Annotated in this window: 19 protein-coding genes; 12 read left to right on the forward strand and 7 right to left on the reverse strand. The window is 69.1% G+C overall.

Going from position 1 to position 23,060, the window contains the following annotated elements; all coding sequences use genetic code 11:
- The 12 genes from infB to KAK06_RS10595 form a co-directional block, all read left to right on the forward strand.
- On the forward strand, positions 1–2,354 hold a 2,354-nt coding region (gene infB / locus KAK06_RS10540), incomplete at its 5' end, for a translation initiation factor IF-2 (RefSeq protein WP_210802038.1).
- An 84-nt stretch (positions 2,355–2,438) separates the two neighbouring features.
- Positions 2,439–2,804 (forward strand): 30S ribosome-binding factor RbfA, encoded by a 366-nt coding sequence (gene rbfA, locus KAK06_RS10545; protein WP_210802039.1) that lies wholly within the window; start codon positions 2,439–2,441, stop codon positions 2,802–2,804.
- 4 nt (positions 2,805–2,808) lie between these two features.
- Positions 2,809–3,750, forward strand: coding sequence for a tRNA pseudouridine(55) synthase TruB (gene truB, locus KAK06_RS10550; RefSeq protein ID WP_210802040.1), 942 nt, complete (start codon positions 2,809–2,811; stop codon positions 3,748–3,750).
- Positions 3,751–3,766: 16 nt separating this feature from the next.
- Positions 3,767–5,593 (forward strand): translational GTPase TypA, encoded by a 1,827-nt coding sequence (gene typA / locus KAK06_RS10555; RefSeq protein WP_210802041.1) that lies wholly within the window; start codon positions 3,767–3,769, stop codon positions 5,591–5,593.
- Positions 5,594–5,601: 8 nt separating this feature from the next.
- Entirely contained in the window at positions 5,602–6,852 is a 1,251-nt protein-coding gene (locus KAK06_RS10560; RefSeq protein ID WP_210802042.1) for a hypothetical protein, read from the forward strand.
- A complete protein-coding gene (locus KAK06_RS10565) occupies positions 6,849–7,766 on the forward strand; it encodes a DMT family transporter (protein WP_210802043.1) in 918 nt (305 codons plus the stop codon). The genes KAK06_RS10560 and KAK06_RS10565 overlap by 4 nt, the downstream gene beginning before the upstream one ends.
- Before the next feature lie 13 nt (positions 7,767–7,779).
- Positions 7,780–8,898 carry an enoyl-CoA hydratase/isomerase family protein gene (locus KAK06_RS10570; protein WP_210802044.1) on the forward strand — a complete coding sequence of 373 codons (1,119 nt, stop codon included), beginning with the start codon at positions 7,780–7,782 and terminating at the stop codon, positions 8,896–8,898.
- Positions 8,899–8,905: 7 nt separating this feature from the next.
- The gene (locus KAK06_RS10575; protein ID WP_210802045.1) at positions 8,906–9,757 is read left to right on the forward strand and encodes an alpha/beta fold hydrolase; all 852 of its coding nucleotides are present in this window, start codon (positions 8,906–8,908) and stop codon (positions 9,755–9,757) included.
- On the forward strand, positions 9,754–10,698 hold the full coding sequence (gene ylqF, locus KAK06_RS10580; protein ID WP_210802046.1) for a ribosome biogenesis GTPase YlqF: 945 nt from the start codon (positions 9,754–9,756) through the stop codon (positions 10,696–10,698). Before KAK06_RS10575 ends, ylqF begins: the two co-directional genes overlap by 4 nt.
- On the forward strand, positions 10,695–11,675 hold the full coding sequence (dusA, locus tag KAK06_RS10585; RefSeq protein WP_210802047.1) for a tRNA dihydrouridine(20/20a) synthase DusA: 981 nt from the start codon (positions 10,695–10,697) through the stop codon (positions 11,673–11,675). Before ylqF ends, dusA begins: the two co-directional genes overlap by 4 nt.
- Before the next feature lie 80 nt (positions 11,676–11,755).
- Entirely contained in the window at positions 11,756–13,531 is a 1,776-nt protein-coding gene (locus tag KAK06_RS10590) for a DUF1800 domain-containing protein (RefSeq protein WP_247652784.1), read from the forward strand.
- 13 nt (positions 13,532–13,544) lie between these two features.
- Complete coding sequence (locus KAK06_RS10595; protein ID WP_210802049.1) at positions 13,545–14,981, forward strand: DUF1501 domain-containing protein; 1,437 nt, start codon at positions 13,545–13,547, stop codon at positions 14,979–14,981.
- Here KAK06_RS10595 and KAK06_RS10600 read toward each other — a convergent pair whose 3' ends face one another.
- The 7 genes from KAK06_RS10600 to KAK06_RS10630 all read right to left on the reverse strand — a co-directional run bounded on the left by KAK06_RS10600 (position 14,982) and on the right by KAK06_RS10630 (position 23,055).
- Entirely contained in the window at positions 14,982–15,875 is an 894-nt protein-coding gene (locus KAK06_RS10600) for a DMT family transporter (protein WP_210802050.1), read from the reverse strand.
- Positions 15,872–17,029: an ABC transporter substrate-binding protein gene (locus tag KAK06_RS10605; protein ID WP_210802051.1), complete on the reverse strand. Its 1,158-nt coding sequence runs from the start codon at positions 17,027–17,029 to the stop codon at positions 15,872–15,874. The genes KAK06_RS10600 and KAK06_RS10605 overlap by 4 nt, the downstream gene beginning before the upstream one ends.
- Positions 17,013–18,347, reverse strand: a complete 1,335-nt coding sequence (gene glnT, locus KAK06_RS10610; RefSeq protein ID WP_210802052.1) for a type III glutamate--ammonia ligase — start codon at positions 18,345–18,347, stop codon at positions 17,013–17,015. The genes KAK06_RS10605 and glnT overlap by 17 nt, the downstream gene beginning before the upstream one ends.
- Positions 18,348–18,351: 4 nt before the next feature.
- Entirely contained in the window at positions 18,352–19,839 is a 1,488-nt protein-coding gene (locus tag KAK06_RS10615; RefSeq protein ID WP_210802053.1) for an aldehyde dehydrogenase, read from the reverse strand.
- Between the two features lie 70 nt (positions 19,840–19,909).
- Positions 19,910–21,241, reverse strand: a complete 1,332-nt coding sequence (locus KAK06_RS10620) for a DUF3138 family protein (protein WP_247652785.1) — start codon at positions 21,239–21,241, stop codon at positions 19,910–19,912.
- Positions 21,242–21,281: 40 nt separating this feature from the next.
- Positions 21,282–22,124, reverse strand: coding sequence for an ABC transporter permease (locus KAK06_RS10625; protein WP_210802054.1), 843 nt, complete (start codon positions 22,122–22,124; stop codon positions 21,282–21,284).
- Between the two features lies 1 nt (position 22,125).
- Complete coding sequence (locus KAK06_RS10630; protein ID WP_210802055.1) at positions 22,126–23,055, reverse strand: ABC transporter permease; 930 nt, start codon at positions 23,053–23,055, stop codon at positions 22,126–22,128.
- Positions 23,056–23,060 lie beyond the last annotated feature (5 nt).

A 23,060-nucleotide genomic window follows, 5' to 3' on the forward strand; every position in this document is an offset into this window, starting at 1 on the left:
CGGCCGAGGCTGCTGCCCAGGCCGCCGCGGCCGCTGCCGCGCAGCAGACTGCCGCCACGGCGGCCGCACCGGCGCCGGCCCCTGCGCCCGCCCCGGCAGCGGCTCCCGCGCCGGCCGAGCCGCCCAAGCCGACGGTTCGCCTCGTCAAGGGCACCTCCGCCGATGCCGACGAGCAAAAGCGCATGGCCGAGCTGGCCAAGCGCCGCCAGGCTGCCGAGGACGAGGCCGCCAAGATTCGCGAGATGATGAATCGCAAGGCGAAGGTCATGGTCGCGAAGAAGGAGGAGCCCAAGCCGGTCGAGCCGGCGGCTGCCGCCAACAAGGAAGGCATCAAGGGCACCATCCACAAGGCCAAGGCCGCCCCGGGCGCCACCACCACCACGGCTGGTACCGCCAAGCCGGGCGACAAGAAGTCGGTCAAGTCCGAGAAGCTGTCGTCGAGCTGGGCCGATGACAAGAAGCGCGGCACGCCGGCCGGCAAGGGCCGACCGGACGCCAACGCCGGCCGCGCCGGCTGGAAGGCCCCGCGCGGCGGCCGCCGTGGCGACAGCCGCGATGGCGACCGTGGCAGCAACTTCCAGATGCCGACCGAGCCGCAGACCCAGGAAGTCCACGTTCCCGAGACCATCTCGGTGGCGGACCTGGCTCACAAGATGTCGGTCAAGGCCAGCGAGGTCATCAAGAAGCTGATGCAGCTGGGTCAGATGGTCACCATCAACCAGCAGCTGGACCAGGAAACGGCCATGATCGTGGTCGAGGAAATGGGCCACAAGGCGTTCGCCGCCAAGCTGGACGACCCCGATGCCTTCCTCGAGGAAGAACACGCCGCCACCGATGGCGAGGCCAAGCCGCGCGCGCCGGTGGTCACCGTCATGGGCCACGTCGACCACGGCAAGACCTCGCTGCTGGACTACATCCGCCGCAGCCGCGTCGCCGCGGGCGAGGCGGGCGGCATCACGCAGCACATCGGCGCCTACCACGTCGAAACGCCGCGCGGTGTCATCACCTTCCTCGACACCCCGGGTCACGAGGCCTTCACGGCCATGCGCGCCCGCGGTGCCAAGGCCACCGACATCGTCATCCTGGTTTGCGCCGCCGACGACGGCGTGATGCCGCAGACCAAGGAAGCCATCGCCCACGCCAAGGCGGCCCAGGTGCCGATCGTCGTGGCGATGACCAAGATCGACAAGCCGGAGGCCAACATCGAGCGCGTCAAGAGCGAGCTGGTGGCCGAGCAGGTGGTGCCCGAGGACTTCGGCGGTGACAGCCCCTTCGTGGGCGTGTCCTCCAAGACCGGCCAGGGTATCGATGCCCTGCTTGAGCAGGTGCTGCTGCAGGCCGAGGTGCTGGAGCTGACCGCGCCGATCGAGGCTGCCGCCAAGGGCCTGGTCGTTGAAGCGCGCCTGGACAAGGGCCGCGGCCCGGTGGCCACCGTGCTGGTGCAGTCGGGCACCCTGAAGAAGGGCGACGTGGTGCTGGTCGGCTCGAGCTATGGCCGCGTGCGCGCCATGCTCGACGAAGACGGCAAGGCCACCGACGCTGCCGGCCCGTCGATCCCGGTCGAGATCCAGGGCCTGACCGAGGTGCCGCTGGCTGGCGACGACTTCATGGTGCTGGCCGACGAGCGCCGCGCCCGTGAAATCGCCACCTTCCGCCAGGGCAAGTACCGCGACGTCAAGCTGGCCAAGCAGCAGGCCGCCAAGCTCCAGGACATGTTCACCAACATGGGCCAGGAAGCCGCGCAGTCGCTGCCCCTCATCATCAAGGCCGACGTGCAGGGCTCGCAGGAGGCCCTGGCCTCGTCGCTGCTCAAGCTGTCGACCGACGAGGTGCGGGTGCAGATCGTCCATGCGGCGGTCGGCGGCATCAGCGAGTCCGACGTCAACCTGGCGATCGCCTCCAAGGCCATCATCATTGGTTTCAACACCCGTGCCGATGCCAATGCCCGCAAGCTGGCCGAGCACAACGGGGTGGATCTGCGCTACTACAACATCATCTACGACGCCGTGGATGAGGTGAAGGCGGCGATGGGCGGCATGCTGGCGCCCGAGCAGAAGGAAGAGGCACTGGGCACGGCCGAGATCCGCAAGGTCTTCGTGGCTTCGAAGATCGGCACCGTGGCCGGCTCGATGATCACCTCGGGCCTGGTGCGCCGCAACGCCAAGTTCCGCCTGCTGCGCGACAACATCGTGATCTACACCGGCGAGATCGAGTCGGTGCGTCGCGAGAAGGACGATGTCAAGGAAGTCAAGGAAGGCTTCGAGTGCGGTATCAAGCTGCGCAACTACAACGACATCTCCGAAGGTGACGTGCTGGAGGTCTACGAAATCAAGGAGATCGCCCGCACGCTGTAAACCGGCGGCACGGACGTCCTCCGATCAACCCCGCCGCCTGCGGCGGGGTTTTTGCTTGAGGCGACCGATGGTCAGGAGCATCCCATGCGACACAAGCGCAGCATTCCCAACCGCAGTTTCCGCGTGGCCGACCAGATCCAGCGCGATGTGGCCGAGCTGATCCGCGAGCTGAAAGATCCGCGCATCGGCATGGTCACGATCAGCGGTGTCGACGTCACGCCCGACTATGCCCACGCCACGGTGCGTTTCACCTTGCTGGTCGGCAGCCCCGAGGCCACCGAAGAGGCGCTGAATGAGGCCGCCGGCTTCGTGCGCAACGGCCTGTTCAAGCGCCTGCAGATCCACACCGTGCCGACGCTGCACTTCAAGTTCGACCAGACCACCGAGCGCGCGGCCGAACTCAATGCGCTGATCCAGCGCGCCAACGCCACCCGCGCCAAGGACGAGTGAGCCTGTGAGCGCGCCCCTGCGTCCCCGCGTCCCGCGCCGTGCCCTGCATGGCGTGCTGCTGCTCGACAAGCCGGTGGGCCTGTCGAGCAACGACGCGCTGCAAAAGGCCAAGCGCCTGATGCGGGCGGAGAAGGCCGGCCACACCGGCACGCTGGACCTGCTGGCCAGCGGCCTGCTGCCGCTGTGCTTCGGCGCGGCCACCAAGTTCTCGCAGGCCAGCCTGGACGCCGACAAGCGCTACACCGCCACGCTGCGTCTGGGCCAGACCCGCGCCGGTGGCGACCTGGAAGGCGAGGTGCTGCGCGAGCGGCCGGTGGCGGTCACGCCCGACGCCATCGCCGCGGCCTGTGCCCGTTTCAGCGGCCTGATCAAGCAGGTGCCGCCCATGCACTCGGCGCTGAAGAAGGACGGCAAGGCGCTGTACGAGTACGCCCGTGCCGGCATCGAGGTAGAGCGTGCGCCGCGCCAGGTCACGATCCACGCGATCGACATCCTGTCCTGGGCACCCGAGCAGCACCAACTGGTGCTGGACGTGCGCTGCTCCAAGGGCACCTACATCCGCACGCTGGCCGAGGACATCGGCGAGCTGCTGGGCTGCGGCGCACACCTGAGCGCTTTGCGCCGCACCGCCAGCGGCGGCCTGGACCTGGCCGATGCCGTCACCCTGGACCAGCTAGCTGCGCTGACCGAGCCCGAGCGCGACACCCTGCTGCGCCGACCCGACTGCTTGCTGGCCGACCAGCCTGAGGTGCGCCTGCCCGCCAACGAGGCGGCCCGATTCCTGCAAGGCCTGCGCCGACGCACCCCGCTGGCCGATGCCGATGCCGTGCGCGTCTATGGCCCCGAACCCGCTGCCTTCCTGGGCAGCGCCCACATCACCGCCGGCGAACTCATCGCCGACCGCCTGTTGAGCCCGCCCGAGGTCCAGGCCCTGCTGCAATCCTGAGAAACCGAGGCCCCTCATGAGCCGTCAGATCCGCAATATCGCCATCATCGCCCACGTCGACCATGGCAAAACCACCATGGTGGACCAACTGCTGCGCCAGAGCGGCATCTTCGCCGAGCACGAGAAGGTCGTCGACACGGTGATGGACAGCAATGCCATCGAGCGCGAGCGTGGCATCACCATCCTGGCCAAGAACTGCGCGGTGCGCTGGAACGGCACCCACATCAACATCGTTGACACCCCGGGCCACGCCGACTTCGGTGGCGAGGTCGAGCGCGCGCTGTCGATGGTCGACGGTGTGCTGCTGCTGATCGACGCCCAGGAAGGCCCGATGCCGCAGACCCGCTTCGTCACCAAGAAGGCGCTGGCGCTGGGCCTGCGCCCGATCGTGGTGGTCAACAAGGTCGACAAGCCGGGCGCCAACTGCGACAAGGTGATCAACGCCGCCTTCGACCTGTTCGACAAGCTGGGCGCCACCGACGAACAGCTCGATTTCCCGGTGGTCTACGCCTCGGGCATCAATGGCTGGTCCTCGCTCGAGGAAGGCCCGGCCGGCGAGGCCTGGGGCACCTCGATGGGCCCGCTGTTCGACACCATCCTGAAGCATGTGCCGGCGCATCAGGGCGACCCGTCCGCACCGCTGCAGCTGCAGATCTCGGCGCTGGACTACTCCACCTTCGTCGGTCGCATCGGCGTGGGCCGCATCAACGCCGGCACGCTGCGCCCGGCGCAGGATGTGCTGGTCATGGAAGGTCCGGACGGCAAGTCCTACAAGGGCCGCGTCAACCAGGTCCAGACTTTCCAGGGCCTGGAGCGCCAGCAGGCGACCGAGGCAGGCCCGGGCGACATCGTGCTGATCAACGGCATCGAGGACCTGGGCATCGGCGTGACCATCACCGACCCGGCCAACCCGGCGCCGCTGCCGATGCTGAAGATCGACGAGCCGACGCTGACGATGAACTTCTGCGTCAACACCAGCCCGCTGGCTGGTCGCGAAGGCAAGTACGTCACCAGCCGCCAGATCTGGGACCGGCTGCAGAAGGAACTGCAGAGCAATGTGGCGCTGCGCGTGTCCGAGACCGACGAGGACGGTGTCTTCGAAGTCTCCGGCCGGGGCGAGCTGCACCTGACCATCCTGCTGGAGAACATGCGTCGCGAGGGCTACGAGCTGGCGGTCAGCAAGCCGCGCGTGGTGTTCCATGATGTGGACGGCGTGCGTCATGAGCCGATCGAGCTGGTCACCGCCGACGTCGAGGAAACCCACCAGGGCGGGGTGATGCAGGCGCTGGGCGAGCGCAAGGGCGAGCTGGTCAACATGGAACCTGATGGCCGCGGCCGCGTGCGCCTGGAGTACCGCATCCCGGCGCGCGGACTGATCGGCTTTTCCAACGAGTTCCTGAACCTGACCCGCGGCTCGGGCCTGATCAGCAACATCTTCGACGGCTACGAGCCGCACAAGGGCGAGATCGCCGGCCGCAAGAACGGCGTGCTGATCAGCATGGACGCCGGTGAGATCTTCACCTACGCGCTGGGCAAGCTCGATGACCGCGGCCGCATGTTCGTCAAGCCCAACGACCCGGTCTACGAGGGCATGATCGTCGGCATCCACAGCCGCGAGAACGACCTGGTGGTCAACGCCACCCGCACCAAGCAGCTGACAAACTTCCGCGTCAGCGGCAAGGAAGACGCGATCAAGGTGACGCCGCCGATCGAGCTGACGCTGGAGTACGGCGTCGAGTTCATCGACGATGACGAGCTGGTCGAGATCACACCCAAGAGCATCCGCGTGCGCAAGCGCCACCTCAGCGAGCACGATCGCAAGCGTGCCGCGCGCGAGGCCTGATCGCCCGGATGACGCCCAGCCACCGCGCCGAGGGCGCGCAGGTCTTCGTCATGGCGTCGGTCGCCGTCCCGGCGATCACGCGCTGGGCGCTGTCCTTGGCAGCCTTGGGCGTCGTCCTCATTGGCTGGCAGCTCTACGCGCTGTTTCCGCCCGCGATCTGGCGCGAAGCGCTGGCGCGCACACTGGACGGCCGCGGGGCATGGGGCGGACCGCGGTGGCTTGCCGCGCTGGCGCCGCTGATGGCGGCCGGCCTGGTCGCCTGGGGGACCTGGATGCAGCGTCGCCATGGTCGCCTGACGCTGAACGAGCGGACGCTGAGCTACGCCAGCGGTGTGCCACTGTTCGCCCGCTGGCTCGACTGGCAGCTGGCTCTGGACGACCTGCGCAGCGGTCGCACCCGGCTCCGTCTGACCGGCCTCGGCGTGGGTAGCCAGGGGCTGGCGCTGATTCGGCTGGGCTGGGGACTCTCCGGCCTGCGAGGCCTGCGGCCGGCAGTCTGGCGACCGCTCGGCCAGGGCAGCGCCGAGGCGTCCTCCAGCCAGCCGCCCCACCGGCCGCTGGGCTATATCAACTGGCGCCACCCCGCCAACGCCGCCTGGCTGCAGCAGCGCTTTGAGGCGCTGCCGCTGATACAGGCGCTGCGTGCCCAGGGCGTGGTCCTGCCGGCCTGGACATCCTTGCGCGACCACGCCGCGGGGGCGGACCTGATGGCCCATCCCCGCCTGCGCGTGGTGCTGCTGGCGCTGGCAGCACTGACCGTCAGTGGTGCGGTGCTGCTGCACCTGTCGCGCTTCCAGCATTATGTGCAGCCCTGGTCAAGCGCCCACTGGCTGGCGATCGGCGCCCTGATAGGCACGCTGACCCTGGCCTGGTTCGGTGTCCTCGCGCCGCCCATGCCTGCCGACCCGTCGTCGCGCTGGTCCTTGCGGGTCGCCCAGTGGCTGTCCGCGGCGATGATGGTGGTGGTGCTGGGCTGGAACCTTCATCAGGCACCGCTGGCCTGGGCGCGCGCCTTCTCGCCGGCCCAGCCGGTGAGCTGCGTCCTGGACACCGACGCCGCGCGTCTGCGTCCGGAGGGCGCGTCGCCGCCTTGCCCGGAGATCGCCGTCGACCTGTCGGCGCCGTATTGGCGTGCCCAGGCCGACGGCTCGACGCACACCCTGATCCTGCGCCGAGGCTGGGGCGGTCGCTGGACCCAGTACGACACCGAGGCCTTGAACCGGCGCCCGCCGGGCCCGACCAGCCGAGGACACCCATGAGTTGGCGCCAAGCGTTCACCCATCCCAGCCACCCGCAGGCGGTGGCGATCATGCTGCTGGTCACCCTGTTGTGGTCGATCGCCGGCGTGGTGTCGCGCCATCTTGAGTCGGCGGCCTCATTCGAGGTGACCTTCTGGCGCAGCGCTGCCAACGCATTGGCCCTGGCCGTGCTGCTGGGCTGGCAGAAAGGGCCGGCCACGCTGTGGGCCGAGGTGCGCGGGGGAGGGCGCCTGCTGTGGCTGTCAGCGGCCTGCTGGACGGTGATGTTCACCTCCTTCATGCTGGCGATGACGCTGACCACGGTGGCCAATGTGCTGGTGACGATGTCGCTGGCACCGCTGGTCACCGCACTGATCAGCCGGGTCTGGCTGAAACACCGGCTGCCGGGACGCACCTGGGTGGCGATCGTGCTGGCCGGCATCGGCATCGCCTGGATGTACGGCTCGCAGGTGGCCGGCGGCAGCCCGCGCGACCTGCTGGGCACCCTGGTGGCTCTGACCGTGCCGCTGGCCGGCGGCACCATGTGGACGCTGCTGCAGCACAACGCCCAGGCTCACCCGGACGAGCACCGCGACATGACCCCGGCCGTGCTGCTGGGCTCACTGGCCTCGGCCTTGCTGACGCTGCCGCCCGCCTGGCCGCTGGCCGCCTCAGGCCACGACATCAGCCTGCTGGTGATGCTGGGCGTGGTGCAACTGGCGATTCCCTGCGTGCTGGCGGTGGCCGCCGGCCGGGTGCTGAAGGCCCCCGAGGCGGCGCTGCTGGGTCTGCTGGAGATCCTGTTTGGCGTCACCTGGACCTGGCTGGGCACCGCTGAATCGCCTACGCCGGCGGTGATCGGCGGCGGCACCCTGGTGCTGCTGGCCCTGGCCGGCAACGAGGCCCTGGCACTGCGCCAGCGTGCCCAGGCCTGAGAAAATCATGACCATGAGCTTCACGTCTGCCCACGCCGTCTCGAGCGACGGCCATGTGCTGGCCGAGCGCCGCGGCGCGATCGGCCTGATCACCCTGAACCGAGCGGGTGCGCTGAATGCGCTGTCGCTGGCGATGGTGCGCGACCTGACCCAGGTGCTGCTGGACTGGCGCAGCGACACCGCGGTGGCCGGCGTGGTGGTGCGCGGCGCCGGACGCGAGGGCAAGCCCCCCGCGTTCTGCGCCGGCGGCGACATCCGCTTCTTTCACCAGGCGGCGCTGGCCGGCGACCCGCGGCTCGAGGACTTCTTCACCGAGGAATACGCCCTCAATCACCTGATCCACCGCTACCCCAAGCCCTTTATCGCGCTGATGGACGGCATCTGCATGGGCGGCGGCATGGGCATCAGCCAGGGCGCGGCGCTGCGCGTGGTCACCGAGCACAGCAAGCTGGCGATGCCCGAAACCCACATCGGCCTGTTCCCCGATGTGGGCGGTGGCTGGTTTCTGGCGCGCTGCCCGGGTCACCTGGGCGAGTACCTGGCGCTGACCGGTCACATCCTGGGCGCCGAGGACGCGATCGCTGCCGGCCTGGCCGACATCCGGGTCGATGCCGCGCGCCAGGACGCGTTGATCGATGCGCTGGCCTCGCTGCAGGACCCCACCGCCGATGGCGTGCTGGCCGCGGCGCGCCATTTCGCCACGCCAGTGGGTGCGGCGCCGCTGGATGCTCACCGCGCCGAGATCGACGCCTGCTTCAGCCGCGACGCACTGGCCACCATTGATGCCGCGCTGGCCGGAGCCGGCGGCGCCTTCGCCCTGGCCACGCGCCAGGCACTGGCCAAGCGCTCGCCGCTGATGATGGCCGTGACACTCGAGCAGGTGCGCCGCGCCCGCCAGATGACGCTGGCCGAGGACCTGCGCCTCGAGCGCGACCTGGTGCGCCATTGCTTCTGGCTGCGCCCCGGCACCGCCAGCGAGACGGTCGAAGGCATCCGCGCGCTGGCGGTGGACAAGGACCACCACCCGCGCTGGAATCCGCCGCACATCGCTGACGTCACGCCCGAGATGGTGGCGCCGTTCTTTGCCAGCCCCTGGCCGGCCCACGTGCACCCGCTGCGCGCACTCGACTGAGGTTTCCATGCAGATCAGCGCACACGGCGTGGCCATCGAGGTGGACGACCAGGGACCGATGTCCGGTCCGGTGGTGCTGCTGATCCAGGGCCTGGGCATGCAGCTCACCGACTGGCCGCAGGCCCTGGTCGATGACCTGGTCGGCCGCGGTCACCGCGTGCTGCGCTTCGACAACCGCGATGCCGGTTTGTCGCAGGGCTTTGACGCCACAGCGCTGGCCGCTGGCCTGGCCTACACGCTGAGCGACATGGTGCAGGATGCCTTGGGTGTGCTCGACGCGCTGGGCGTGGCTCGCGCGCATGTGGTGGGTGCGTCCATGGGCGGCATGATCGCCCAGCGCCTGGCCGCCGCCCACCCCGGGCGCGTGGCCAGCCTGACGCTGGTGATGACCACCGCCGGTGCCCGCGGCCTGCCAGCGCCCACGCCGCAGGCCCTGGCCACACTCAGCGCGCGGCCTGAAGGCTCTGCAATCGACCAGCTGGCGCAGCACATGGTGCGCAGCTTCGGCGTGCTGGGCAGCCCGGCCTACGCGCCGGAGCCGCCGGCCTTCATGGCCCATTGGCAGCGCCAGGTGCAGCGTGCCTGGCGACCGCAGGGCACGGCGCGACAGATGGCTGCGGTGATGGCCGACGGCGATCGCACCCCGCTGCTCGCCCGCATCACGGCACCCGTCCACATCATCCACGGCGACGCCGACCCGCTGGTGCCGGTGGCCGCCGCCGAACACCTGGCCCGACACCTGCCGGGCTCGACGCTGGACATCATCCCCGGCATGGGCCACGACTTCCCGCTGCCGCTGATGCCGCGTTGGGCCGCCGGCATCGCCGCCAACGCCGCCCGGCCAGGAGCCGCCCGATGAGCGTTCAATGGTTCCCCGGCCACATGCATGCCACGCGCAAGGCGATCGCCGAGCGCATGAAGGCGGGCATCGATGTGGTGATCGAGCTGCTCGATGCGCGCCTGCCCGGCTCCAGCGCCAACCCGCTGCTGGCCGAGCTGACCGCGCGCCGGCCCGGCCTGAAGGTGCTGAACAAGCAGGACCTGGCCGATGCAGCGCGCACGTCCGACTGGCTGGCCCACTACAACGCCCAGCCGCAGACCCGCGCCATCGGCCTGGATGCCAGCGAGCGAGCGCCTGCGCAGCGGCTGGTCGCGGCCTGCCGTGAGCTGGCACCGCAGCGCGGCGGCATGGACCGGCCGCTGCGCATCCTGATCTGCGGCGTGCCCAACGTGGGCAAGTCCACGCTGGTCAACACGCTGGCCGGCCGCAAGGCGGCCAAGACCGGCGACGAAGCCGGCATCACCAAGAACGAGCAGCGCATCACGCTGGCAGAAGACGCCTACCTGTTCGATACGCCGGGCATGCTGTGGCCCAAGATCATCGCGCCGCGCTGCGGCTTTCACCTGGCGGCCAGCGGTGCGGTGGGTCGCAATGCCTATGACGAACAAGAGGTGGCGCTGGAGCTGCTGGAATCGCTGATCGAGGCCGGCTTCGGCGGGCTGGTGGCGGCGCGCTGGCGCCAGACCGAGGTCGACACCCTCGCGGCCGAAGACCTGCTGGAGCGCATCGGCCGCTTCCGCGGCGCGGTGCGCAGCGGTGGCGTGGTCGACCTGCAGAAGGCCGCCGAGGTGGTGCTCAACGACTTCCGCTCCGGCGCGCTGGGCCGCGTGACGCTGGAGACGCCGGCGCAGATCGCCACCTGGATTGCCGAGGGCGAGGCCGAGGACGCCCGCCGCCGCGAAGAGCGCGCCGCGATCCGCGAGGAACGCGCGCGCCAGCGCCGCAAGGCCCGCAAATGACGCACGCGCCGCTGTCGCCCTGGCGCCTGTCGGTGGCGCCCATGCTCGACTGGACCGACCGGCACTGCCGCTACTTCCACCGCCTGATCACCCGACGCACCCGTCTCTACACCGAGATGGTCACCACCGGGGCCCTGCTGCATGGCGACCAGCACCGCCACCTGGACTTCAACCCGGAAGAGCACCCGCTGGCCCTGCAACTGGGCGGCAGCGAGCCCGAGGACCTGGCGGCCTGCGCCCGTCTGGCCGAGCGCTGGGGCTACGACGAGGTCAACCTCAACTGCGGCTGTCCCAGCGAACGCGTGCAGCGCGGTGCTTTTGGTGCCTGTCTGATGAATGAGCCGCGGCTGGTGGCCGATGGCGTCAAGGCCATGCGTGACGCGGTGCAGCGCATCCCGGTGACCGTCAAGCACCGCATCGGCGTGGACCGCACCGAGTCGTATGACTTCGTGCGTGACTTCGTCGGCACCGTGGCCGAGGCTGGCTGCGAGGTGGTCATCGTCCATGCCCGCAATGCCTGGCTCCAGGGTCTGTCGCCCAAGGAAAACCGCGAGGTGCCACCGCTGCGCTACGAGTTCGTCTACCGGCTCAAGCGTGACTTTCCGCGGCTGACCGTGGTGCTCAATGGTGGCGTCCAGTCCAACGAGGATATCGCCACCCACCTGGCCCAGGTTGACGGTGTGATGATCGGTCGCGAGGCCTACCACCAGCCCTGGCTGATGGCCGACTGGGACAGCCGCTTCCTGGGGGCTGCCGACGACCCGGCCGACAGCCGCGACCAGGTCGAAGCCGCGCTGGTGGCCTACATGGCCCGCTGCGGCGTGCCCTGGTCGCATGTGGCGCGCCACATGCTGGGGCTGCGCAACGGCCTGCCAGGCGCGCGCCGTTGGCGCCAGGTCTGGAGCGACCACCGCCTGAAGGGCCAGCCAGCGCAGGCGGTCTGGCAACAGCTGCGTGACATGGCGCCAGTGCGCTGACACCTCGCAACCCACGGTTACAGTGCGATCCAGGGCTCCGCGGCACCATGCCGTCTTCACGGGCTCGTCGGGAGGAGCGCATGAGAACCAGCATCACCGGGCGGTGGCTGCCCTTGCTCGGTCTGGCCAGCGTGCTGGCTCTGACTGGCTGTGGCGGCAGCCAGCCGCAGGACGAGGCCGCTGCCTCGGTCGACAAGGCCACGCGACAATCGCTCAGCCCGCAGGGCACCAGCAGCCCCAGCAGCACCTCGGTGGCCGATGCCGTTCGGCTGGCGCATCAGGCCAGCTTTGGCCCCAGCGAGGCCCTGGTGGCCGAGATCCAGGCCGCCGGTGCGGCCAGCTGGATCAAGCAGCAGATGACGCTGGACCTGTCGCGCTACCAGCGCGGCGGCAATGACCGCATCCACACCCGCTCCAGCACGGTGCCGTTCTGCGACGCTGGCGCTCAGAAGGACAACCCGTACTGCTGGCGCGACTATTACTCGACCGAGCCGCTGGTCTGGGATTTCTACCGCAATGCGGTGGGCCAGCCCGACCAGTTGCGCCAACGGGTAGCGATGGCGCTGTCGCACTTTCTGGTGGTCAGCGGCTACGAGATCTCGGGCACCTATGGCCTGCGCAACTACCAGAACAAGCTGCTGGCGCTGGCCTTCGACAACTACCGCCAGCTGCTGCGCCAGGTGATCCTGTCCCCGGTGATGGGCGACTACCTGGACCATGTCAACAACGACCGCTTCGCGCCCAACGAGAACTTCGCGCGCGAGTTGCTGCAGCTGTTTGCGCTGGGCACCTGCAAGCTGGAGGCCGACGGCACGCTCAAGGGCGGCCGATGCCGGCCGGTGTACGACAACACCATGGTGCGCAACTACGCCTTCGCGCTGACCGGCTGGACCTATCCGCCCGGCGGCGCCAGCCCCTGGGGCTGCTGGCCGCAGGGCGCCAATTGCCTGTACTACGGCGGCGAGATGGTCGAGGCACCGCGCCTGCGCGACCGGCGCGCACGCAGCCTGCTGTCCAAGGTCAGCGTCGCACCGCTGACGCCAGCGCCCGCCGCGCTGGACCAGGTGCTCGACAGCCTGATGCGCCACCCGAACATGGCGCCCTTCGTGGCGCGCCGGCTGATTCAGCACCTGGTGTCCAGCGACCCCGAACCGGCCTATGTGGGGCGCGTGTCCGCGGCCTTCGAGACCGGCCGCTTCGTCTACACCGACACCAGCGGCGAACATGTCTTTGGCACCTCGCACAAGGGCGACCTGTCGGCCACCGTGGCCGCCGTGCTGCTTGACCCGCTGGCGCGCAATGAGGCGCCCGATGCGCCGCGTGCCGGACACCTGCGCGCACCGGCGCTGCTGTTCACCGGTGCGCTGCGCGCCTTCAAGGGCCATACTGATGGCGAGCCTTTCAACTGGTGGTGGGGCGACACGCTGCACCAGCAGATGTTCATGTCGCCGTCGGTGTTCGGCTTCTATCCGCCGGACTACCCGGTGCCGGGCACCGGCCGCGTCGGTCCCGAGTTCGGCATCCACAACACGAATGGCGCGCTGGAGCGCTTGAACGTGCTGACCTGGCTGTTCGACTGGGGCGGCTCGGCGCCGAACCCGGACATCCCCGATGCGCTGGGCACCGGCGTCGACCTGAGCGACTTCACCCCGATGGCCGGCAGTGCGGGTCCCCTGGTGGACCGCATCAGCCTGACGCTGCTGGGTCGAACACTGGCCAAGGGGCCGCGCAAGACGGTGGTCGACGCGGTGTCGTTCTGGACCAGCGATGTCGACAAGGACCATTGGCGGGAGCGCCGGGTGGCCACCGCAGCCTATCTGCTGCTGGCCTCGCCCGACTACCAGGTGCAGCGCTGAGGAGGGCCGATTGATGACACACATTCACCACTTCCACAGCCGCCGCCGCTTCCTGGGTGCCGGTGGTGCGCTGGCCGCGGCCCTGGGTGCGGGCAGCCTGGCCAACCTGCTGCTGGTGCCGCGCACGGCCTGGGCCGCCGACTACAAGGCCCTGGTCTGCATCGTGCTGTACGGCGGCAACGATGGCATGAACATGGTGGTGCCCACCGACACCACGCGCCACGACGCCTATGCGGCGGTGCGCGGGCCGCTGGCCTTGCCGCGCAGCAGTCTGGTGGCCTTGTCGGGCAGCGACTACGGTCTGCACCCGGCCATGGCGCCGCTGGCAGCGCACTGGAACAGCGGCATGCTGGCGCCGGTGTTCAACCTCGGACCGCTGCATGAGCCGCTGACCAAGCAGCAGTACCGCGATGCACCAGAAGGCTCCGAGACCGTGCCCGAGAGCCTGTTCTCGCACTCCGACCAGCAAATCCAGTGGGAGACCGGCACCACCGATTCGCAGACCCGCACGGGCTGGGGCGGTCGGGCCTCGCAGCACCTGGCTACGGTCAATCCGGTGATCTCGCTGGGCGGCAACGGGCACTTTGGTGTGGAGGATCTGCGCATGCCGCTGGTCCTGCCGGGCCCCGGTGCCGGCTTTGGCGCCTATGGCCTGCGGCCCGAGGACCAGGACTGGGAGCCCAACCGCCTGCGCAAGGCCGCGATCGATGCGCTCTACGCCGCGCCGCAGCCGCTGGAGCTGGGCGCCGCGTTTGCCACGCAGCAACGCAGTGCGTTCGATGTCTCGAGCCGTCTGGCCGGGCTGGTCGGCATTCGCCCCGGCGACGCCGACGCGATCCCGCAGATCGATGCGGCCTTCGCGCCGCTGATCAATGGTGGTGCGGTGACGGGCCAGCTCGGGCCGCAGCTCTACCAGGCCGCCAAGCTGATCGCCGCCAACGCGGTGGTGCAGGGCAACCGGCAGATGTTCTTCGCGCAGATGGGCGGCTTCGATACCCACCTGAACCAGGTGGGTGGCACCGCCACCGAAGGCACGCACGCGGCGCTGATGGGCGAGCTGGCCCTGGCCCTGTCCTGCTTCCAGAACGCGCTGGTGGCGCTGGGCCTGGCGCCGCAGGTGACCACCTTCACGCAAAGCGACTTCGGCCGCACCTTTGCCCCCAACGAGTCGCGTGGCACCGACCATGCCTGGGGGAACCACCAGCTGGTGCTGGGTGGCGCAGTGCATGGCGGACAGACCTATGGCAGCTACCCGACGCTGCAGCTGGGCGGTCCGGACGATGTGGGCCTGGAGGCCTGGGAGCTGCAGGGCCGCTGGATTCCCAGCAGCTCGGTCGATCAGTACGCCGCCACGCTGCTGGGGTGGTTCGGCGTGGCCGATGCTGATCTGAACGACGTGCTGCCCAACCTGGCCAACTTTGGCAGCCAACGCACGCTGGGTTTCATCTGATCAGGCGCGCGCTGGCCAGGTCGCCATCAGCAGGCCGGCCAGCGCCAACGTCAGCGCGCCCACCTGGGCCAGGCCCAGTGACTCGCCCAGGAACACCACGCCCACGGCGGTGGCGCTGAGCGGCAGCAGCACCGAGAACACGCCGGCCCTCGGCGCGGGCACCTCGCGCAGCCCGCGCATCCACAGCCAGACGGTGATCATGCTGGCGGCCAGCGCATAGAAGAACAGCAAGGCCCACATGGGTGGGGCCACCGCGCTGAAGTCGAAGGACAGGGCTTGCCACAGGCCCAGCGGCGTCACCAGTGCCAGGCCCCACAGGTTGATCAGCGCACTGATGCGGCGCGGCGACACCGCCGCGGTCAGCCGCTTGCCGATCACCACATAGCAGGCCTCGCAGACCGCGGCGGCCAGCAGCAGTGCGTAGCCCCACCAGGGCGCTTCAGCCGCCGATGATGACGAACCCGCCAGCGCCAGCCAGGCCACGCCGGTCACGGCGCAGCCAATGCCCATGGCCACCCGGCGGCCGATCTGCTCGCCCAGGAACAGCCACGACAGCAGTGCCACCAGGGCCGGAATGGCCGCCATCACCACGCCCGCTGCCACCGCGGAGGTGGCCGCGACGCCGAACAGCATGCAGATCGAGAACAGAAAATTGCCCAGGAAGCTTTCCCAGAACAGCAGCCCGCGCTCATGCGGTGCCAGCGGCGGCTCGCCCGGGGTGCGGCGCAGCCAGCCCAGCATCGCCACCGCCGCAATGCCAAAGCGCAGCCAGGCCAGCAGGAACACCGGCAGCACCGCCACCAGCATGCGCGACAGGCCCACATAGCTGCCCACCAGCGCCATGCTGGCCGCCAGGCTGGCATAGGCCAGCCAGGGCACCCGGGGTGCGCTCATCGCTGCGGGCGTCCCCGGGCGTCCAGCACCGTCAGCGCCACCTGGGACGAGGCCTGGCGGCGCAGCGGGTCCCACTGCAGCACGAAGCCGCCCAGGTCCCAGCCGCCCAGCGACTCCAGCGCCGTGAGGAATGCGGTCCGGTTGGCGCGCAGCGGCGTTCGGCGCAGGGCCTCGATCACCAACTGGCCGGCGATCCAGGCCTCCAGCGAGACATGCTCGGGCGCCGTGCTGCCCAGGCGCTGGCGGTAGGCGGACACCACGGGCCGCGAGACGTCGCCCGGCGATGGAACGACCTGGGTGATGTTCAGACCGGCCACCTGCGGTCCCAACAGGGGGCCCAGTGCGCTGGAGCTGGCCAAGCTGGTGGCATAGGCGCCACCTGCAAAGCCGCCCAGGCGCAAGCGCTTGAGGATGGCTGCCGTGGGGGCATAGGCGCACAGAAAGAGCACGGCTTGCGGACGCGCCGCCAGGATCTGTTGGGTCACCTGCAGCACGTCGCGCTGCTCCAGCGCCACCTGGTTGGTGGAATTGCGCTCGATGCGGGTGATCGCCAGCGGCGCCGGCTGGCCGGCTTGGGACAATGCGGCGCGCAAGGCCTCCAGCCCGGCGTCTCCGTCGGCATCGGCCTGCTGGACCACCGCCAGGTGCTGCCAGCCCATCGTGGCCAGCGTGCGCACGATCAGGCCCAACTCGCTGCTCAGGCCCGGGCGCAGGTGGTACAGCCAGCGCGAGGGCCGGGTGCGCAGCGACTCGGCGCCGGTCAGCGGCGCGATCATCGGCACGCCCGCCTGCACCGCCACCGGCAGGCAGCGTTGGGTCGACTCGGTGCCGACATAGCCCACCAGCGCGAAGACGCGGTCCTGCTGGATCAGCGTGCGGGTGTTCTCCAGCGCCAGCTCGGGCTCGTACTGGTCGTCCAGCGACACCAGCTCCAGCCGCCGACCGGGCAGCACCGCGGCGGCATTGGCGGCATCCACCGCCAGCTGCAGGCCGCGCTGGACCTCGATGCCCAGGTGCTGGGCTGGTCCGCTGATCGGCACCGACTGACCCAGGCGGATCACCTCGGGCGCGGACTGGGCCGCCGCACCAGCCGACCAGGCGCTGGCGCCCAGCAGCAGGTCGCGGCGACGCAGGCCGTCAGAAGGCTGCGGCATAGCGCTGGAGTTCCCAGTCGCTGACATGGCGGGCGTAGGTGATCCATTCGGCCCGCTTGAGCCGGACGAAGGCCCGCGAGAGGGTCTCGCCCAGCGCCTGGCAAACCACCGGGTCAGCCTCCAGTGCATCCACCGCCTCGCCCAGCGACTGCGGCAGCAGGCCGATGCCGCGCGCGCGCAGCGCCGGCAGGTCCAGCTGAAAAAGGTCGTCGGTGCAGACCGGCGGCAGCGCCAACTGGCGGTCGATGCCATCCAGCCCCGCGGCGATCAGCGCGGCGGTGGCCAGGTAGGGGTTGGCACTGGCATCGGGGACGCGCCATTCAAAACGGCCGGGCAGGGTGCGCAGCAGGGCCGAGCGATTGTTGGGCCCGTGGGCGATGTAGGCCGGGGCCCAGCTGGTGCCCGACAGGCTTTCGCCCACCACCAGGCGCTTGTAGCTGTTGACCGTGGGCGCGGCCAGCGCACACAGCGCCGGCGCATGGGCCAGCACGCCGGCTGCGAACTGGCGGCCCAGCAGCGACAGGTCCTCGTCCGCCTCGTCGGTCTGGAACAGGCAGGCCCCCGCCGCATCCCACAGCGACACATGAAAGTGCAGGCCGCTGCCCGGCTGGTTGGCAAAGGGCTTGGGCATCATCGAGAAGACCATGCCGCGGGCCTCGGCCAACGCCTGTGCGGCCAGCTTGAAGCCCATCAGATGGTCGGCGCTGGCCAGCGCCTCGTCAAAGGCAAAGTTCAGCTCGTACTGGCCGTGGGCGTCTTCGTGGTCGATCTGCAGCACCGTCAGGCCCCAGGCCTCCAGCACGCCGCGCAGTTCGTGCAGGAAGCTCGCCTGGCGCGGCAGCGACTTCAGGTCGTAGCTGGGCTTGTCCAGGCGGTCGTGGTCGTCCACCGGCACGAAGCGGCCGGCCTCGCGGCGCAGCAGAAAGAACTCGGGCTCGATGCCGGTCTTGAGCGTCCAGCCGCGCTCGGCCAGCCGGGCGGTGGCGCGGCGCAGCACCTGGCGCGGGCAGGCGTCAAAGGGCTGGCCGGCGACAAAGCCGTCGCAGATCACGCGGGCATAGCCCGGCTGCCAAGGCATGACGGTGATGCGTCGCTGGTCGCCGCGCGCGTAGTACTCGGCGCGAGCGCCGGTGCGTGGCAGGTCGGTGCCCCAGATCGACGGGCCGGCGAAGCCCGCGCCGCTCTTGAGCAGCTCGCCCAGCTGGTGCAGGGGCACGTACTTGCCCTTGGCCACGCCGTGCAGGTCGGTGAACTGGGCCAGCAGCGTGTGCACGCCCTGGGCGGCCAGCTGCTCGCGCAGCGCCGAGAGGTCAGTCAAGGGCTCAGTCAATGCGGATCCAGGTGGTCTTCAGCTCGGTGTACTTGTCGAAGGCGTGCAGCGACTTGTCACGCCCGTTGCCGCTTTGCTTGTAGCCGCCAAAGGGCACCGTGATGTCGTCCTCGTCATACTGGTTGACATGTACCGTGCCGGCCCGCAGCGCCCGCGCCACGCGGTGGGCGCGGTTGATGTTGTCACTCCAGACGCTGGCTTGCAGGCCGTAGCTGGAGCTGTTGGCCAGTTGCAGTGCCTCGGCCTCGTCCTTGAAACGGATGATGCTCATCACCGGGCCGAAGATCTCCTCGCGGGCAATCTTCATGTCGTTGCGGATGCCGTCGAACACCGTGGGCTCCACGTAGAAGCCGCCGGTCTCGGCACGCGCCCGTTGGCCACCGGCCACGCAGCGGCCGCCGTCGGCGTGGCCGGCATCGATGTAGCCGAGCACCGTCTTCATTTGCGTTTCGTCCACCAATGCGCCCAGCTCGGTGGCCGGGTTCAGCGGATCGCCGGGCGCATACTTGGGCGCCTCGGCAGCGATCAGGCCCACGAACTCCTCGGCCACCGACTCGTGCACCAGCACGCGCGACGGGGCGTTGCAGCTCTCGCCCTGGTTGAAGAACATGCTGCCGGCCACGGTGCGCGCCGCGCGACCCAGGTCCTTGAAGTCATCGAACACCAGGAAGGCCGACTTGCCGCCCAGTTCGTTGTAGACCCGCTTGAGGTTGGAGCGGCCGGCGTAATCCAGCATGCGCCGACCCACCCGGGTGGAGCCGGTGAAGCCGATCGCATCGACCTCCATGTGCAGCGCCAGCGCCTCGCCGGCCTCATGGCCGAAGCCGGGCACGACATTGAACACACCCGGCGGAATGCCCGCCTCGATGGCCAGCTCGGCCAGGCGCAGCGCGGTGTAGGGGCTCTTCTCGCTGGGCTTGAGCACCACCGAGTTGCCCGCCGCCAGTGCCGGCCCCAGCTTCCAGGCCGCCATGATCATTGGGTAATTCCAGGGCACGATCGCGCCGATCACGCCCATGGCTTCACGGGTGATCAGGGCCAGCGCGCTGTCGGGCGTGGGGGCGATCTCGTCGTAGATCTTGTCCACCGCCTCGGCGTACCAGGCGATGCAGCGGGCGGTGGACGGCACGTCCACCGACAGCGCGTACTGGATGGGCTTGCCCATGTCCAGGGTCTCGAGTAGGGCGAGTTCCTCCTTGGCAGCGAGGATCTTCTCGGAGAAACGTTGCAGGATCTTCTTGCGCACTGCCGGCGCCTTGCCGGCCCAACGGCGGTCGTCGAAGGCGGTGCGCGCGGCGCGCACGGCCGCGTCAATGTCCGCGGCCTGGCCGCGCACCACGGCGCCCAGCAGGCGGTTGTCGATCGGTGAATGCTTGGCGAAGGTCTGGCCATCGGCCGCCTCTACACGCCTGCCGTCGATCAGCGCGCGGCCGTCAGGTCGCAGGTCGGCGGCGCGGGCCGCCCAGTCGATCGTGCTCATGGGAGATCTCGGTTCTGGAAACGAAACGGCCGCGCGAACCGGTCAGCCCGCGCGGCCGGCAGCAACAGGGTCAGAAGGCCACGACCACCGACGCTGCCACCATGTTGTTGGTTTTCTTCAGGGCGCCGGTCTTGACGTCCTCGAACACCGCGCGGTCGGCACCGTCCAGACGGTACTCCAGCTTCAGCGTGGTGCTGGTGTCAAAGAGGTACTTCAGGCCGGTGGTGACCGCCCAGCGGTTGGCGCCGCGGTTGGGGTCGGCCGGGTTGGCGCCGATGCCATTGCGGCCATCGAAGGTGGTCGGGTTATCGTTGGCGTCGACAAAGCCGGTGTAGCCGAACAGGCCGCCGCCGTTCTTGTCGTTGCGGATGTAGTCGGCGCGGATCAGGCCCTGCAGACGCGGGTCGAACAGGTAGCCGGCCAGGCCCGACAGGCCCCACCACTGCGCATCGCCGCCGTTGGTGGCCGCGCCCTTGTGGCGGCCATAGCTGACCTGGCCTTGCAGCGTGATGTCGCCGCGGGTGAAGTAGCCGTCCACCTCAAGCAACTGGGCCATCGTCGGCAGGCCGGTGTTGTAGTTGGTGGCTCGGCCCAGCAGGGCGGCCGCGCCCCAGCCGGCGAACTCACCCTTGGCGTAGTCCACGCGGGCCGTCAGCACCGGGCGCTTGTCGCCACTGTCCTTGGCCGTCTTGTTGACGTTGCCGATCGCGCCGCGCAGCCACCACTTGCCTTCCTTGATGTCCAGGCCGACGCCGGTGTAATGGGTAGGCAGCGTGAAGTCGTACAGCAGGTTGTGCGAGGTCAGCGGGTTCAGCGTGGGTTGCTGGTACTCGTAGCCCGACCAGTCCGGAATCTGGCCGGCGATCAGTCGCGTCTGCAGGCTGCCCAGCGGCACCGAGACCGTGGCTTCCTGCACGATGGACTGGCCGTCGACCACCGCGCCGGTGCCGCGGTTGGGCGCCAGCGTCAGCTTCCAGATCACGCCGCTGTCGGTTTCCTTGGTGAAGTCGAGCACCGCGGCACCCATGTAGGAGGTGTCGTAGTTGTAGCCATCCCCCTGCTGGTTCAGGAACTGCACGCCAGCGCGGTTCTGGCGCTGGTTGTAGACAAAGACCGGCTCGATGTAGCCCGAGAGCTTCAGTCCCTTGTAACCCTGGTCGGTGAAGTTGTCCTGGATGGACTCGGTCTTGACCGCGATACGGTTGAACTCAGCGGCCTGCTCGGGCGTCATGCCCCACTGGGGCTTGGTGGCGGCGGTGCTGTCGAGCTTTTTCTCGAGGTCGGCCACGCGCTCCTTCAGGGCGCGCAGCTCCTTGAGCAGTTCTTCATTGGACTGCGCGGCCACCGGAAAGGCGGCGCACACGGCCAAGGCAAGGAGGGTCGGACGCAGCAACAAGCTCATGGAGGGTTCCTTCTGGCTGGGGTTGTCTCGGTGGTGGTGTTCAGTGGCGGGCGGCTTCGGCCATTTCGCGCTGGCGCTTGCGCTCGGCATTGGCGATCGCATAGCTGGCGAGCACCGTGCCGATGGCAACAACCAGCACGATCAGCGTGGCGACCGCATTGACGCTGGGATTCAGGCCCAGTCGGGCGCGGGAGAAGATGACGAGCGGCATGGTCGTCGAGCCGGGGCCGGACAGGAAGGCCGACAGCACGACGTCGTCAAGAGACAGCGTGAAGGTCAGCAGCCAGGCTGACATCAGCGCCTGCGCGATCATGGGCAGCGTGACCAGGAAGAAAACCTGCCGCGGGCGGGCGCCCAGGTCCATGGCCGCTTCTTCCAGTTGCGGATTGAGCTCTTGCAGACGGGCTTGCACCACCACGGTGGCGTAGGCCATGCCCAGCAGCAGGTGGCCCATCCAGATGGTCAGGGCGCCGCGCTCAGGGAAACCCACGGCCCGTTGCACCGACACCATCATCAGCAGCAAGGACAGGCCCACCACCACCTCGGGCATCACCAGGGGCGCGTTGACCATGCCGGAGAACGCCGTGCGGCCAAAGAAGCGCTTGTACTTGACCAGTGCAAAGGCGGCAAAGGTGCCCAGCACGACCGAGCCGCAGGCGGTGAAGAAGGCGATCTTCACCGACAGCCACAGGCCGTTGAGCATCTCCTGGTCTTCTAGCAGTGCCCCGTACCACTTCAGCGTGAAGCCGCGCCAGACATTGGCCACCGGCGAATCGTTGAAGGAGTACAGGATCAGCGCAACGATCGGCAGGTACAGGAACAGGTAGCCACCGGCCAGCCAGCCCTTGCCGAAACGGCGGTTGAAGTTGGGCGTCAAGCGCATGTCAGCGGTTCTCCTGCGCTTCGGCCTGGTATTTGTTGAAGATGGCCAGCGGCACGATGATCAGCAGGATCATCACCACGGCCACGCTGGAGGCCATCGGCCAGTCGTTGTTCGAGAAAAACTCGTCCCAGACCACGCGGCCGATCATCAGCGTCTCTGGGCCGCCCAGCAGCTCGGGGATCACGAACTCGCCCACGCAGGGGATGAACACCAGCATCGATCCGGCGATGATGCCGGCCTTGGACAGCGGCACCGTGATGCGCCAGAAGGCCTGCCAGGGCGTGGCGCCCAGGTCGGCCGCCGCTTCCAAAAGGCGCAGATCCATCTTGGCCAGGTTGGAGTACAGCGGCAGGATCATGAAGGGCAGGTAGGTGTAGGTCATGCCCAGCACCAGCGAGAACGGGGTGTTCATGAACTTGCCGGGTGCGCTGATCAGGCCGCCGGCCAACAGCACCTGGTCCAGACCGGTGGCGATCAGCACGTCGGACACCCAGCCGTGCTCGGAGAGCAGGGCCTTCCAGGAATACACGCGCAGCAGGAAACTGGTCCAGAAGGGCAGCATCACCAGCATCAGCAGCGTGGGCTGGAGAGTGACCTTGGCGCGCGCCATGAAGTAGGCGAAGGGGTAGCCGATCAGCAGGCACAGCAGCGTGGTCACTGCGGCGTACTTCAGGCTGGCGATGTAGGTCAGGACGTAGAGGTCGTCGCTGGCGATGAACAGGTAGTTGCTGAACTTCAGCGTCAGCGCCAGCACGCCGTCCTGCCAGGTCAGCACATCCTTGAAGGTCACGGTCTCCATTTCGGAGACGCTGATCTTGGCCAGGATCAGGAACGGGAACAGGAAGAACAGCAGCAGCCAGCCGTAGGGCAGGGCAATGACGCCGGTGCGGCCGGTGAACAGGCGCTGCAGGCGCCGGACCAGGGCTTTCATGGCTG

The organism is Ideonella aquatica (assembly GCF_018069755.1).
Lineage (GTDB): Bacteria > Pseudomonadota > Gammaproteobacteria > Burkholderiales > Burkholderiaceae_C > Ideonella > Ideonella aquatica.

Coding starts and splice junctions, on each gene's coding strand:
- rbfA (WP_210802039.1), top strand. CDS start 2,439: ATGCGACACAAGCGCAGCATTCCCAACCGCAGTTTCCGCGTGGCCGAC.
- typA (WP_210802041.1), top strand. CDS start 3,767: ATGAGCCGTCAGATCCGCAATATCGCCATCATCGCCCACGTCGACCAT.
- KAK06_RS10560 (WP_210802042.1), top strand. CDS start 5,602: ATGACGCCCAGCCACCGCGCCGAGGGCGCGCAGGTCTTCGTCATGGCG.
- KAK06_RS10565 (WP_210802043.1), top strand. CDS start 6,849: ATGAGTTGGCGCCAAGCGTTCACCCATCCCAGCCACCCGCAGGCGGTG.
- KAK06_RS10570 (WP_210802044.1), top strand. CDS start 7,780: ATGAGCTTCACGTCTGCCCACGCCGTCTCGAGCGACGGCCATGTGCTG.
- KAK06_RS10575 (WP_210802045.1), top strand. CDS start 8,906: ATGCAGATCAGCGCACACGGCGTGGCCATCGAGGTGGACGACCAGGGA.
- ylqF (WP_210802046.1), top strand. CDS start 9,754: ATGAGCGTTCAATGGTTCCCCGGCCACATGCATGCCACGCGCAAGGCG.
- dusA (WP_210802047.1), top strand. CDS start 10,695: ATGACGCACGCGCCGCTGTCGCCCTGGCGCCTGTCGGTGGCGCCCATG.
- KAK06_RS10590 (WP_247652784.1), top strand. CDS start 11,756: ATGAGAACCAGCATCACCGGGCGGTGGCTGCCCTTGCTCGGTCTGGCC.
- KAK06_RS10595 (WP_210802049.1), top strand. CDS start 13,545: ATGACACACATTCACCACTTCCACAGCCGCCGCCGCTTCCTGGGTGCC.
- KAK06_RS10600 (WP_210802050.1), bottom strand. CDS start 15,875: ATGAGCGCACCCCGGGTGCCCTGGCTGGCCTATGCCAGCCTGGCGGCC.
- KAK06_RS10605 (WP_210802051.1), bottom strand. CDS start 17,029: ATGCCGCAGCCTTCTGACGGCCTGCGTCGCCGCGACCTGCTGCTGGGC.
- KAK06_RS10615 (WP_210802053.1), bottom strand. CDS start 19,839: ATGAGCACGATCGACTGGGCGGCCCGCGCCGCCGACCTGCGACCTGAC.
- KAK06_RS10620 (WP_247652785.1), bottom strand. CDS start 21,241: ATGAGCTTGTTGCTGCGTCCGACCCTCCTTGCCTTGGCCGTGTGCGCC.
- KAK06_RS10625 (WP_210802054.1), bottom strand. CDS start 22,124: ATGCGCTTGACGCCCAACTTCAACCGCCGTTTCGGCAAGGGCTGGCTG.
- KAK06_RS10630 (WP_210802055.1), bottom strand. CDS start 23,055: ATGAAAGCCCTGGTCCGGCGCCTGCAGCGCCTGTTCACCGGCCGCACC.